The organism is Limnobacter sp. 130 (assembly GCF_902506325.1).
Lineage (GTDB): Bacteria > Pseudomonadota > Gammaproteobacteria > Burkholderiales > Burkholderiaceae_B > Limnobacter.
Genome location: NZ_LR732333.1, coordinates 40,005 through 52,687, shown reverse-complemented (window position 1 = coordinate 52,687; position 12,683 = coordinate 40,005). Strand labels below are relative to the sequence as shown.

Annotated in this window: 15 protein-coding genes; 3 read left to right on the top strand and 12 right to left on the bottom strand. The window is 52.7% G+C overall.

The window, feature by feature from the left end; translation table 11 throughout:
- Positions 1-16 precede the first annotated feature (16 nt).
- The 3 genes from ampD to FRIGORI9N_RS14215 are packed head-to-tail and all read right to left on the bottom strand — an operon-like array spanning position 17 to position 1,694.
- Positions 17-580, bottom strand: coding sequence for a 1,6-anhydro-N-acetylmuramyl-L-alanine amidase AmpD (gene ampD, locus FRIGORI9N_RS14225; RefSeq protein ID WP_159572530.1), 564 nt, complete (start codon positions 578-580; stop codon positions 17-19).
- A 17-nt stretch (positions 581-597) separates the two neighbouring features.
- A complete protein-coding gene (locus FRIGORI9N_RS14220; protein WP_138519428.1) occupies positions 598-855 on the bottom strand; it encodes a PP0621 family protein in 258 nt (85 codons plus the stop codon).
- Positions 855-1,694 (bottom strand): inner membrane protein YpjD, encoded by an 840-nt coding sequence (locus tag FRIGORI9N_RS14215; protein ID WP_159572528.1) that lies wholly within the window; start codon positions 1,692-1,694, stop codon positions 855-857. The genes FRIGORI9N_RS14220 and FRIGORI9N_RS14215 overlap by 1 nt, the downstream gene beginning before the upstream one ends.
- 47 nt (positions 1,695-1,741) lie before the next feature.
- Here FRIGORI9N_RS14215 and ffh point away from each other — a divergent pair, with 47 nt between their 5' ends.
- On the top strand, positions 1,742-3,139 hold the full coding sequence (gene ffh, locus FRIGORI9N_RS14210) for a signal recognition particle protein (protein WP_159572526.1): 1,398 nt from the start codon (positions 1,742-1,744) through the stop codon (positions 3,137-3,139).
- 23 nt (positions 3,140-3,162) lie between these two features.
- Here ffh and FRIGORI9N_RS14205 read toward each other — a convergent pair whose 3' ends face one another.
- Both FRIGORI9N_RS14205 and FRIGORI9N_RS14200 read right to left on the bottom strand, forming a co-directional pair.
- On the bottom strand, positions 3,163-3,861 hold the full coding sequence (locus FRIGORI9N_RS14205) for a lytic transglycosylase domain-containing protein (protein WP_236550911.1): 699 nt from the start codon (positions 3,859-3,861) through the stop codon (positions 3,163-3,165).
- Positions 3,830-5,602 (bottom strand): proline--tRNA ligase, encoded by a 1,773-nt coding sequence (locus FRIGORI9N_RS14200; RefSeq protein WP_159572522.1) that lies wholly within the window; start codon positions 5,600-5,602, stop codon positions 3,830-3,832. The genes FRIGORI9N_RS14205 and FRIGORI9N_RS14200 overlap by 32 nt, the downstream gene beginning before the upstream one ends.
- A gap of 140 nt (positions 5,603-5,742) precedes the next feature.
- Here FRIGORI9N_RS14200 and FRIGORI9N_RS14195 point away from each other — a divergent pair, with 140 nt between their 5' ends.
- Positions 5,743-6,303 (top strand): RNA pyrophosphohydrolase, encoded by a 561-nt coding sequence (locus FRIGORI9N_RS14195; protein WP_008250450.1) that lies wholly within the window; start codon positions 5,743-5,745, stop codon positions 6,301-6,303.
- A gap of 30 nt (positions 6,304-6,333) precedes the next feature.
- Here FRIGORI9N_RS14195 and FRIGORI9N_RS14190 read toward each other — a convergent pair whose 3' ends face one another.
- The 7 genes from FRIGORI9N_RS14190 to rplU all read right to left on the bottom strand — a co-directional run bounded on the left by FRIGORI9N_RS14190 (position 6,334) and on the right by rplU (position 11,449).
- On the bottom strand, positions 6,334-6,966 hold the full coding sequence (locus FRIGORI9N_RS14190; RefSeq protein ID WP_159572520.1) for a hypothetical protein: 633 nt from the start codon (positions 6,964-6,966) through the stop codon (positions 6,334-6,336).
- The gene (locus tag FRIGORI9N_RS14185; protein ID WP_159572518.1) at positions 6,963-7,523 is read right to left on the bottom strand and encodes a pesticin C-terminus-like muramidase; all 561 of its coding nucleotides are present in this window, start codon (positions 7,521-7,523) and stop codon (positions 6,963-6,965) included. The genes FRIGORI9N_RS14190 and FRIGORI9N_RS14185 overlap by 4 nt, the downstream gene beginning before the upstream one ends.
- A gap of 85 nt (positions 7,524-7,608) precedes the next feature.
- Positions 7,609-8,466, bottom strand: coding sequence for an alpha/beta fold hydrolase (locus FRIGORI9N_RS14180; RefSeq protein ID WP_159572516.1), 858 nt, complete (start codon positions 8,464-8,466; stop codon positions 7,609-7,611).
- Positions 8,467-8,485: 19 nt separating this feature from the next.
- Entirely contained in the window at positions 8,486-9,607 is a 1,122-nt protein-coding gene (gene proB / locus FRIGORI9N_RS14175) for a glutamate 5-kinase (protein ID WP_159572514.1), read from the bottom strand.
- A 5-nt stretch (positions 9,608-9,612) separates the two neighbouring features.
- On the bottom strand, positions 9,613-10,728 hold the full coding sequence (gene cgtA, locus FRIGORI9N_RS14170; protein WP_159572512.1) for an Obg family GTPase CgtA: 1,116 nt from the start codon (positions 10,726-10,728) through the stop codon (positions 9,613-9,615).
- 132 nt (positions 10,729-10,860) lie between these two features.
- Positions 10,861-11,121: a 50S ribosomal protein L27 gene (rpmA, locus tag FRIGORI9N_RS14165; RefSeq protein ID WP_008250442.1), complete on the bottom strand. Its 261-nt coding sequence runs from the start codon at positions 11,119-11,121 to the stop codon at positions 10,861-10,863.
- A 16-nt stretch (positions 11,122-11,137) separates the two neighbouring features.
- On the bottom strand, positions 11,138-11,449 hold the full coding sequence (gene rplU / locus FRIGORI9N_RS14160) for a 50S ribosomal protein L21 (protein ID WP_130558484.1): 312 nt from the start codon (positions 11,447-11,449) through the stop codon (positions 11,138-11,140).
- Positions 11,450-11,664: 215 nt separating this feature from the next.
- On the opposite strand from rplU, the gene FRIGORI9N_RS14155 reads away from it, so the two are divergent.
- On the top strand, positions 11,665-12,657 hold the full coding sequence (locus tag FRIGORI9N_RS14155; RefSeq protein ID WP_159572510.1) for a polyprenyl synthetase family protein: 993 nt from the start codon (positions 11,665-11,667) through the stop codon (positions 12,655-12,657).
- The last annotated feature ends 26 nt before the right edge of the window (positions 12,658-12,683 follow it).

Sequence of the window (12,683 nt, the reverse complement as noted above, 5' to 3'; positions counted from 1 at the left end):
ACAAAAAAACGGCCTTTTAAAGGCCGTCAATCTGAAGTTCGTAGGTGTTTGATTTGCGTAGACCTTTCCAGTCGAAGAAGGGTCCTGGATCGGTTTTTCGGGTAGGGGCTATCTCGCTGTGCGCCATTGCATATTTCAGTGGATAACGTGCTTGCAACTCCAAAGCCAGGCGCTTCAAGCTGGCGTACTGCGCCCCCTCGAATGGGGTGTAAATGTCACCCAGCAATTCAATGCCAATTGAAAAATGATTGAAATTGCTGCGGTACATGGCCGAGGAAATTCCGGCATGCCATGCACGTTTCTCACACGACACAAATTGGGTAATGGACCCGTCCCGATCAATCAGGAAATGCGAGGAAACATGCAGGCCGATTAGCTCACCGAACGAGGGGTGCGCATGGCAATCGAGCCGATTCAGAAACAGGTCTGTAATTAACGAGGTGTCGCGCCCACGCTCGGGCAGGCTAATACAGTGAACAACCAAGGTGTCGATCACTGTACCCATTGGCCGGGCATCCTGATTGGGACTTTGCAGGCGGTGAACCCAGTCTTCCTCTATCCAGCCCTCATCAAGCCACATGGCATGCCCCTTCGGTGTCAGTGAACTTTTTCCCCAGCCGCTTTGGCATGCTCCATGCCGCAATAAAAACGACCCTGCATCATCACGCCTTCCGACATGGGGCTGTATGCGCCGCAGTGTTGGCAAGGCATGATCTCTTCCTGTTTTTTACGGCCAAGATTGCCTTTTTGTTGAGTGTTCACACTGGGTTTTTCACCCAATTGTTTGCGCTGCCAGCTTTTGAAAAGAATCCAGGCCACCAATGCCAAGCCCAGAAAAAACAGAATACGCCCCATCAAACTGCCCTTTTCAAAATAAATTCGAGTACAAACTGGGTGCCGAAATACGCAAGTACCAACACGGCATAACTGCCCAAACACCAGCGCAAAGCAACCTTGCCGCGCCAGCCAAACACCACGCGCCCGCCCAGCAACACGGCAAACGAGCACCATGAAATGATGGCAAACAGGGTTTTGTGATCAAAACGCCAACTGCTGCCGCTCCATTCCTCAGAAAAGAGAAAACCGGTAATCAAGGTCAGCGAGAGTAAAACAAAGCCCGCCCACAATTGCCGGAACAAAATGGACTCCATGGTGAGCAAAGAAGGCAACTGATCCAGAAGGCGCTCACGCACCATGCGGTTTTCCTGAGTACTGGCAACTGGCTGATGCAGGGCTTTTTCCTGAAAAGCCATCACCACCCCGTGGGCGGCAGCAATGCCCAGCAAGCTATAGGCAGCAAGCGCAATGAGCAGGTGCAGCTGAAACAAATGGTCTCCAGCCATGCGAATGGCGGCATCTTCACCCATCCACAAGGGCAGCAAAAAGACCACCGCACAAAGCGGAAACACAATTAATTCAAGCAAGGGCACTCGGTTGAAAAAACTTTCAACAAAGGCCACCAGCGAGGCCAGCCAGGCCACACACATCAAACCCAGCACAAAGCCGAAGTGCATGCCATCGGTTTGAAACAACAGGGAGCCCAGCAAATAACCCGACACCAACAGCGCCAAGGCCACCAACGCACGGTTCAGCCCGGCAGGTGCGGACCATTTGCCGAAAACGTTCAGCGCCGCCAATCCACCGGAGGCAGACAGCAGGGGCACTGCGAGCGCGTACAATATTGTGTTGTTCATACCAATCAGTTTACTCGATTCATAGCACGAGTCAGGGGCACCACACGATGTTTGAAAACCTCTCCGATCGCCTAACGCGCGTTGTCAAAAATATCAAAGGCGAGGCCCGCATTACCGAGGCCAACACGCAGGAAATGTTGCGTGAAGTTCGCCTTGCGCTGCTTGAGGCCGATGTGGCCCTGCCCGTGGTCAAAGAATTCATCAATCAGGTGAAGGAACAGGCGCTGGGCGAGGAGGTCTTGAACAGCCTGACCCCCGGCCAGGCGCTGGTGGGTATTGTTCACAAACAGCTAATCAAGCTGATCGGCGAGAAAACCGAAGAGATCAACCTGGCAGCCCAGCCACCGGTGGTCATTTTGATGGCGGGTTTGCAAGGTGCGGGTAAAACCACCACCACCGGCAAACTGGCCAAGTACCTGAAAGACAACCTGAAAAAGAAAGTGCTGACGGTGTCGGCCGACGTGTACCGCCCCGCCGCGATTGAGCAGCTAAAAACGGTCAGCGCGCAGGCAGGTGCCGAGTTTTTTCCTTCCGACATCACTCAAAAACCAGTCGATATTGCGCTGGCCGCGCTAAACCACGCCAAACGCCAGTTCTTTGATGTACTGATCCTGGACACGGCAGGCCGCTTGGGCATTGATGAAGCCATGATGAACGAAATCAAGGCCTTGCATGCGGCGGTGAACCCCACGGAAACCTTGTTTGTAATCGACGCCATGTTGGGCCAGGACGCAGCCAACACCGCCAAGGCCTTCAATGAAACCCTGCCCCTGACCGGTGTGGTGCTGACCAAAATGGACGGCGACGCACGCGGCGGTGCAGCTTTGTCGGTTCGCCAAATTACAGGCAAACCCATTAAATTCATGGGCGTGGGCGAGAAGCTGACCGGCTTTGAGAAGTTTCACCCTGACCGCGTGGCGGGCCGAATTCTGGGCATGGGCGACATTGTTTCCCTGGTGGAAGAAGCCAAAAAAGGCATTGACCAGCACGAAGCAGAAAAACTAGCCAAGAAACTAAAAAGCGGCAAGGCATTTGACCTGAACGACTTTCTGGCGCAAATCAGCCAAATGCGCAACATGGGTGGCCTGCAAGGCCTGATGGACAAGCTGCCCAGCCAGTTGATGAAAGGCGCAGGCGACGTAGACGCCACCGCCGCAGAAAAACAGATGAAGCGCACCGAAGCCATTATTTTCTCCATGACCATTCAGGAACGCACCAAACCAGACATTTTAAAAGCCTCCCGCAAGCGTCGCATTGCCGCCGGTGCGGGCGTGCAAGTTCAGGAAGTGAACCGCCTGCTAAAACAGTTTGAGCAAATGCGCGACATGATGAAGAGCATGCAGAAAGGCGGGCTTGCCAAATTGATGAAGAAAATGGGTGGCGGCGGCAAAGGCGGCTTTCCTGGTGGCGGCATGCCGCCGGGCGGTGGATTTCCGGGCATGTGATCAACTGCGGATTCAAGCTCAGCTCAAAAGTCACCCGCAATACGCGGTGCTGACTTCGGCGGTTCAACATAGCTGTAACCCCAGTTGCGGTCCAGCCGGTCGTACACCAGATTCGGGTAAGTCATTTTCCCAAGGCTGCCGTTGTAGCGCCCCAGCGCCCTGTCCAAGTCGCCTTTTTCAATGTCCAGGTAATGGCGCAGGATAAGGCAGCCATAACGGATATTCACCCGTGGTTCAAACAATTCCCGAGAACCTCCCCGCGACAACACATCGGTCCAGAAGGGCATCACCTGCATCAAGCCGATCGCCCCCGCGTGACTTACCGCATCTGCACGGAAGTTACTTTCCACTTCAATCAAGGCGAAAATAATTTGGGGGTCAATACCAACTCGCTGCGCTTCATAGCGAATCGTTTTAATCAGTTCTGTGCGCTCAGCAAAATCAGGCACTCTGCGCGCCAGGCGGCGCGACATTTCTGCCATCCAGTCAATGCGGTGGCTTACAGATTCAAAAATTGGACGGGGTGCAGCAGGAGCACTTAAGGCCGTGCGAAGTGCCAGACGCACATGGTCTGCCATGGGTTCATATTGCTGGCTGGCCAAAACAGGCGACCAAACCCCGACCAAAGCCAATACAAACCCAAGCAACACGAATACCCGGCGGGCAATATGCGCCAGCCGGGCCAAAGGATTACAAACTGACTTGCCTGTTGGCAAGCTCAACGCGCAACTGCTCAAAAATTTCCCCAACTTCGACATCGCGTTTTTCAACCTTGCCATCGCGCGATTGAAACTCCACTTTGCCTTCTTTCAAGCCACGGTCACCCAAAGTAACCCGCAGCGGCACACCAATCAACTCCCAATCTGCAAACATCACGCCGGGGCGCTCATCGCGATCGTCCAGCATCACATCCACACCCGCGTCCTTCAATTGCTGATACAGCTTGTCGGCCTCGGCTTTTACTTCTTCGCTCTTTCTGTAACCAATTGGGCACAACACCACTTCAAATGGGGCAATGCTGATTGGCCAAATAATACCGCGATCGTCGAAATTCTGCTCAATGGCCGCACCCAGAATGCGGGTGACACCGATGCCATAACAGCCCATTTCAATCACGGCAGGCTTGCCGTTTTCTTCCAGAAATTTGGCCTGCAAAGCTTCGGAATACTTGGTGCCCAAATAAAACACATGGCCCACTTCAATACCGCGGCACAGAGCCAGCACCCCCTTGCCGTCGGGCGAGGCATCGCCTTCCACCACATTGCGAATATCGGCCACTTCGGGCTCAAGCAAATCACGGCCCCAGTTCACACCTGCATAGTGGTAGTCTGCTGCGTTGGCGCCGCACACAAAATCACCCATGGCGGCTACGCTGCGGTCGGCAACCACGCGTACATCGCCACTCAGGCCCACGGGGCCCAGGTAACCAGGCTTGGTGCCAAAAACAGCCACAATTTCAGCCTCGGTGGCCAGGCGCAATTCTTGTACACCGGCCAGCTTGCCCAGCTTGATGTCGTTCACTTCGTGATCGCCGCGCACCAAGGCCAATATAATTTGTACCTTTTTGACCGGCTTGGTTTCATTTTTATCAAGTGCCTTGTCTTCCCACTCGTTGGCAAACACCACGCTTTTCACCGTGGCAGCCAGCGGCAAACCAAGTTGAGCGGCCACAGCCTCGCATGTAGAGTTCCCCGGTGTGTGCACTTTCTCCATGGCCTTGCTTGCAGCTGGGCGCTGGGCCGTACACACGGCCTCGGCCAACTCCACGTTGGCGGCATAGTCTGAACTCGGGCAGTACGCAATCGCGTCTTCGCCGGTGTCTGCAATCACGTGGAATTCATGGCTGCGGTTTCCACCAATTGAACCAGTGTCGGCATTCACTGCCCGGAAATTCAGACCCAAGCGAGTAAAAATACGGCGGTAAGCGTCGTACATCACGTCGTAGGTTTTAAGCGCAGCTTCCTGATTGCGATCGAATGAATAAGCGTCTTTCATCACGAATTCTCGACCACGCATCACACCGAAGCGGGGGCGGATTTCGTCGCGGAATTTCGTCTGGATTTGATACAGGTTCAAGGGCAGCTGGCGATAGCTTTTCACTTCCTTGCGAACCACGTCGGTAATCACTTCTTCGTGCGTGGGGCCGATCACGTAGTCGCGGTCGTGGCGGTCTTTCATGCGCAGCAGCTCAGGGCCGTACTTTTCCCAGCGTCCACTTTCCTGCCACAACTCGGCGGGCTGCACTGCTGGCATTAACAACTCCAGGGCACCGGCACGGTTCATTTCTTCCCGAACAATGTTTTCAACCTTGCGGATAGAACGCAAGCCCACGGGCATGTAGGTGTAAATGCCGCCCGCCAAACGCTTGATCATGCCAGCCCGCATCATCAGTTGGTGGCTGATCACTTCCGCATCAGCGGGGGCTTCTTTCAGGGTATTCAAAAAAAACTGGGTGGCGCGCATTTGCAAAAAACTCGTGAGTAATGAATTGGTTAGAACTGCGATTGTACTTTTATCCGCCTGCAGCGCGGATACCCTAGGTGTACAAACGCAGGCTGGTGCTTATAATGACTGTGAATTGTAAAGAAATCTGCGGGGCGCGTATGCTTGATAAAGAAGGCTACCGTCCCAACGTCGGCATTATTTTGACCAATTCCCGAAAGCAAGTCTTTTGGGGTAAGCGAATTCGTGAACATTCCTGGCAATTTCCGCAGGGCGGAATTAAGCATGGTGAATCGCCTGAACAAGCCATGTACCGGGAACTCCACGAAGAAGTTGGCTTGTTGCCAGAACATGTTGAAATTATAGGAAGAACCAGGAATTGGCTGCGGTACACCGTGCCCGATCACTGGATTCGACGGGAATGGCGCGGAAGCTACAAAGGCCAGAAACAAATCTGGTTTTTGTTGAAATTGGTTGGAAGGGATTGTGATGTCAGCCTGCGGGCCACAGAACACCCCGAATTTGATGCCTGGCGTTGGAACGAGTATTGGGTTCCACTTGAAAACGTAATTGATTTCAAACGGGAAGTGTACAAACAAGCATTGGGAGAGTTGGCCAAGCTGCTGTTTTCCAGAAATGACCCAAGGCGACTGCCTAGGGGCGATCACTGGGAACCTGCCGTAAAAACCGAGGAAACCCAAGAAAAACCTGAGTCGACATAAAAAAACGCGAACCACATGGTTCGCGTTTTTTTATTGATCGGCGATCCACATACTTCGGGACTCATCGAAAATAAACCAGACTGGCGTGTAAGCACGATAGGTCGCATCCAGTATCTCATCGATCACCCACACCCACATCCTCTTTGGCCTTTCCTTTTCCTGAACAAGCAAAACCGCATTCAGCACAAAGTTTCGACCCTCTCCTTGGAAACTACAGGCATTCAATCCCTCTATCGCTTCCTCGCCAAACAACTGAGTCAGCGTGGCGCCATCCGCTTCAATACGTGGTCGAAGGGAATGTTCAAAACTACTCAAACTTAAGGTCGAACACAAAGACAGGTCTGCTTCAATCGGCTTATCTTCGAGCTTTGGTGGCCATGTGTCGGCCAGTTTCAATGCGTCACAAATTAAATAATGGGAGCGCCCAGCGTAGTTCGCGGCAGTCTCAGTAACTTCACCTTTTTGCCGAAAATACTCGATACAGTTACTTGCTGTGACCCCATTTGCAAATTCGACTTGAGGCCGGGATAGCAGTAATTCTTGAGATGAGTTTTTTACCCTCTTCAGCACATCTGGGTCTAGCCAAGCGTAATCATTTTCTGGGAATTCCCCACTTGAGCATCCAATAAGAACGACCAAAAGAAATAGGACGAAGTTTCTCAAAGTGCCTTCTCCATCAAATCCGCTTCTTTATTTCTTCTTGTTGGATACTGATCCTGAAAATCTCTCAGTATCTTGATTGCCCGTTTCCAATCCTGGGCCACAATTGAAGCCCAGAACTTTGGCGCTGAACGGGACAGTTCCAATCCATGCTGAAAAGATACGGAGGTGACGACTGTTTGAAACTCGGGCTTTAAGTCTTCAAATTTCACGGCACCACTTGAAATCGCGTTGTTGTAACGTTTTGCAAGCTGAGTTAAGTAGTGAGTTTTGACAACTTTATCAATTTGTAAACATTCGGTCGCGGAAATGCTCAGAGGGCTTTTCTTGAGAGCCGTGGCAGCGTCCTGCTTTTTCAGGCCTAAATAAGGTAGAAGCTTTTTCAACAGAGAACCTTGAATACCAAGTCGTCGCAGATCATCCTCGTTACGCGCACCCAAATCAAAGCCTGTCGCAACAGTTACGCCACTTTTACTCTTCTCCAAATCTGGAATGTAAGCTCCTGTTCTGCATCCACCTTCCAGCTTGGAGAGAAATGCGTAATCCACCTCATATGACATCGTCGCGCCTTTTTGCAAAAACCAAAGCGTATCAATTGAGACAAATCACAGCAAAAACAACCATTTTGGGTTAATCACTGCAAGGCTATTGGACAATCAGGGGTTTCAACGCAGCCAACACGGCAGTGGCGTCTTCAAGATGAGGGTAATGCCCCAAACCAGCCAGTCGAATGGTTTGTTTGCCAGGCACCAATTCTTCAAACCGCTGCACCATGTGTTCGCCGGAAATTGGGTCTTCAACGCCATCGATCAAGGTGAAAGGCATGTCGGCCTTTTGCAAAGCCTGCACCCAACGGTCACGATTTTCGCGCCTCTCGCGCATGTACTGAATCAACAGGTGCATGCACAAATTGCCTTTTTTGTGGGCCATCAATGTCCAGGCAGCGTCAATGTCAGCATCGCTCAAACCCTCGGAACACACGCTGCGCAAGCTGGCTGCCAGCTTTTCTTTTTTCATCAGCCGGGTGAACACAAAACCCAGCGGGCTGAGCAACAGCTTCTGAACCAGAATGGCACGGTGAGTTTCTGGAAAAAGCCCGCCATTGAACATCACCACACGCTCAAGCCTGAAGCCCAACTGGCCTTCTGCATGGCGGGCCAGAATTTCTTGCCCCACAGTGTCACCCACGTCATGGGTAATCATCGTGCATGCGGAAATGCGTTTGCTTTTTAGCAGGGCTTCGGCAATGTCAGCCTGGTTAAAAATGGAGTGCTGCCAAGTACGGGGTTTGTCGGAATACCCATAACCCAGCATGTCGAAGGCAATTAAGCGATGTGATTCAGCCAGTTCAGGCCACATTAAATGGAAGTCGTAGCTGGCAGTTGGAAAGCCATGAATCAGTAACAGCACTGGCTTGTTGGCCGCGCCGGTGTCTTGCACAAAGATAGAGTGGCCTTTCCAGTCAAAAAACTGCCCGCTGCTTTTCCACATCGACAGTTCCATAGGCGCACTCCAATTCGTGTTAGGCCAATATCACCATGTTGTCGCGGTGAATCAGCTCGGGTTCGTCCAAATAACCAAGGATGGACTCTATCGCGCTGGTGGGCTGCTTGGCAATTTTTTTAACCTCGGCAGCAGAATAATTAACCAGGCCACGTGCCACTTCCTCGCCTTCAGGGCTTAAGCATGCCACCACATCGCCGCGCTGGAAATTGCCCTGGCAACCCGTTACGCCAATTGGCAGCAGGCTACCCTTTTTCTTGCGCAAGGCCTCGGCTGCGCCTGCATCCAGCAACAGCGAGCCCTTCAATTTCAAATGGTCGGCCATCCACTGCTTGCGGGCAGCCAAGCGGCCCAAAGGCGCTTTCAGATAGGTTCCCACAGGCTCGCCTTTCATCAGGCGCACCAGCACATTGGGTTCATGGCCGCTGGCAATCACCGTGGCAGCGCCGCTTCGTGCTGCACGTTTGGCTGCCAGAATTTTGGTAATCATGCCGCCTGTGCCCACGTTGCTACCGGCACCACCTGCCATTTTTTCAAGTTCAGGGTTGCCCGCAGTTTCCTCAACAATGAACTTTGCATCCGGATTCTTGCGGGGATCGGCGCTGTACAAGCCCACTTGGTCAGTCAAAATGACCAGGGTATCGGCTTCGACCAGGTTGGTGACCAGTGCACCCAAGGTGTCGTTGTCACCAAAACGGATTTCGTCTGTGACCACCGTGTCATTTTCATTAATGATAGGTACAACCTTGTGGCCCAACAAAGAGTACAGCGTGGACCGCGCATTCAGGTAACGTTCGCGGTCGGCCAAATCTGCGTGGGTCAGTAGCACCTGCGCGCACACCAAACCGTGTTCCGCAAAGCCAATCTCGTAGGCGTGCACCAAACCCATTTGCCCCACCGCCGCAGCGGCTTGAAGTTCGTGAATTTCGCGTGGGCGCTTGGCCCACTTCAAGCGTTTCATGCCCTCGGCAATTGCGCCAGATGAAACCAACACCACCTCACAACCTTGATTGGTTAGCTCAGCAATTTGAGCTGCCCAGGCGCGAATGGACTCCATGTCCACACCCTCGCCATTCTTGGTAACAAGGGAGCTGCCCACTTTGACTACTACACGTTGATTTGCCAGAGATTTCCCTGCCACGGAAGTTACTCCTGATCGTCGCCAGTTTTTTCGGGATTGATGAGTGTACCTGTGCTTTCGCGGAAACGCGCATCGGGCTCGGGCGGAAATTCCACCTGCATTTGCTGCACCAGGTTTTCGTAAACCGAGCGCATCAGGTTGGCCGTGTTTTCGCCGGTCAAGCTGGAAATGGGGTGAACCTGACCTTGCCATCCCGTTTTCTTCTGATAACGCTTCACAAAATCGTCAATTTTCGCTTTGCGGTCTTCTTCCGCAATCATGTCGATTTTATTCAACACCAACCAGCGGGGCTTGGCCCACAGGTCTTCATCGTACTTGCGCAACTCTTCTACAATGGCTGCAGCCTCATGCACTGGGTCTACGTTTTCGTCGAACGGGGCCAAATCCACCAGGTGCAACAGCACGCGCGTGCGGCTTAGGTGCTTCAAAAACTGGTGACCCAGGCCTGCGCCTTCCGCTGCCCCTTCAATCAAACCCGGCACGTCAGCAATTACAAAGCTTTGCGCATGGCCAATGCGCACCACGCCCAGGTTGGGGTGCAAAGTGGTAAATGGATAATCTGCAATTTTTGGCCGTGCATTCGATACCGCAGCAATCAAGGTCGACTTGCCTGCATTGGGCATGCCCAGCAGGCCCACATCGGCCAGCACTTTCAACTCGAGCTTGTAGCGGGCTGAATCGCCGTCTTTGCCTTTGGTGAACTGGCGCGGTGCGCGGTTCACACTGCTTTTGAAGTGAATATTGCCCAGGCCGCCATCGCCGCCCTTGGCAATCAACACTTGCTGACCGTGCTCGGTCAAATCAGCAACAACCAAGCCTGTTTCAGCATTCACAATCGTGGTACCTACAGGCATTTTCAACACAACGTCCAGGCCAGCCGCACCGTAGCAATCGGACCCACGACCATTTTCACCGCCTTTGGCGCGGTGCTGTTTGGAAAAACGGTAATCAATCAAGGTGTTCAGATTGCGGTCGGCCTCGGCAAATACGCTGCCGCCTTTGCCGCCGTCACCACCATCAGGGCCGCCCTTGGGAATGAATTTTTCACGACGAAAGCTGCCCGAGCCATTGCCGCCCTTGCCTGCAAACACCTCAATTGTTGCTTCGTCGATGAATTTCATGCCTTGTCCCGAAAATTGTGCTGCTGAGTTTGCTTGTTTACTTAAAACTTGAATGTACTTGACCCAAAACGAAAATAGCCCTGCAATGCAGGGCTATTGGACCAAGCACGGTGTGCGGTGCAAACGAAGATATTAGCCTTCGTTGACCACGCTCACAGTTTTGCGACGCAAGGCGCCTTTCACTGAGAACTGCACCTGACCATCAGTCAGGGCGAACAATGTGTGATCTTTGCCCATGCCGACGTTGTCGCCAGCATGAAAACGTGTACCGCGTTGGCGAATGATAATGCCGCCGGCGTTGATCGCCTGACCGCCAAACACCTTCACGCCCAGTCGCTTGGCTTCTGAGTCACGTCCGTTGCGCGTAGAGCCGCCGCCTTTCTTACTTGCCATGAGTCATTCTCCTCTATCAAGCGTTGATGGCTTGGATCTGGATTTGAGTGTAGTTCTGGCGATGGCCTTGACGCTTTTGGTAGTGCTTGCGACGACGCATCTTGAAGATCTTCACTTTATCGTGACGACCGTGTGCCAAAACAACTGCCTTGACCGAAGCCCCTTGAACCAGTGGAGTGCCCACTTTAACTGTGTCACCGCTACCAACGGCAAGCACTTCGTCCAGAGAGATTTCTTGGCCAATGTCAGCAGGTATCTGTTCTACTTTAAGTTTTTCACCAGCGATAACTTTGTATTGTTTACCACCGGTTTTTATGACCGCGTACATAGTTGACCCTTAAATTTAACCAAAGTCTTTAATCAAACTTTCAAAGATTTGAACCCGAAAAAATTCGGATAGCCCGCAATTATGCTCGGAAAATTCAATGATGTCAAAGCCTTGTGCGCAAAGTTGGTACATTCTGTAAACCCTGTGCGGCTTTTCGCAAACACCCTCAAGTACAATATGCGCAACGCAATTAACCTACATATGCCTCAAAACCCATGCCTAGCCCTGCGCCCAGTGTGAAAAGTGTGTTGCTGCCCATTGCAGCCGACATGCAACAACTTGATCAAATCATTCGCACCAGCCTGCATTCCGAGGTTAGCCTGATCAACCAGATCAGCGACTACATCATCAACGCAGGCGGAAAGCGTTTGCGGCCAGCATTGGTTATTCTGACAGCCCGCGCCTTGGGTGCCAACCCCCAACAAATGTCGCAAGCCATTGAATTGGCAGCAATCGTTGAATTCATCCACACAGCCACCCTGCTGCACGATGACGTGGTCGATGAATCCGACATGCGCCGCGGTCGCCTGACTGCGAATGCAGAATATGGAAATTCTGCCGCCGTGCTGGTGGGCGACTTCCTGTACTCCCGCTCGTTTCAAATGATGGTCAAGATCGGCCTGATGGACGTGATGGACGTGCTCTCGGAAGCCACGAACACGATTGCCGAGGGTGAAGTGCTCCAGTTGCTCAACTGCAAAGACCCGGACGTGACCGAAGCCCGGTACATGCAGGTCATTGACTTCAAAACCGCCAAGCTTTTTGAGGCTTCTTGCCGGCTGGCTGGCATTGTGACAGGCCAGAACACTGAAACCACCGCGAATTTAGGTCGTTTCGGCGCCGAAGTGGGCAGCGCTTTTCAACTGATCGACGATGTACTGGATTACGCTGGCGAAAGTGCCGCCCTGGGCAAAAATGTAGGCGATGACCTGCGTGAAGGCAAACCCACCCTGCCCCTGATTCACGCCATGCAACATGCAGCGCCACAAGTGCAGGCTCAAATTCGGGATGCCATTGCCAACGGTGGAACCCAGGATGTCAGCGCAATCATGGCGAGCATTGAACAGACCGGCTCGCTGAATTACACCCGACACAAGGCGCATGCACTGGCCGAATCAGCCAAAATCCGATTGGGCACCTTGGCACCGAACCCGTACACCGAAGCGCTGACCCTGTTGTGCGACGTTGCGGTCAATCGCAACACCTGAATGGCACAAAAACATCCGCCTAGGTG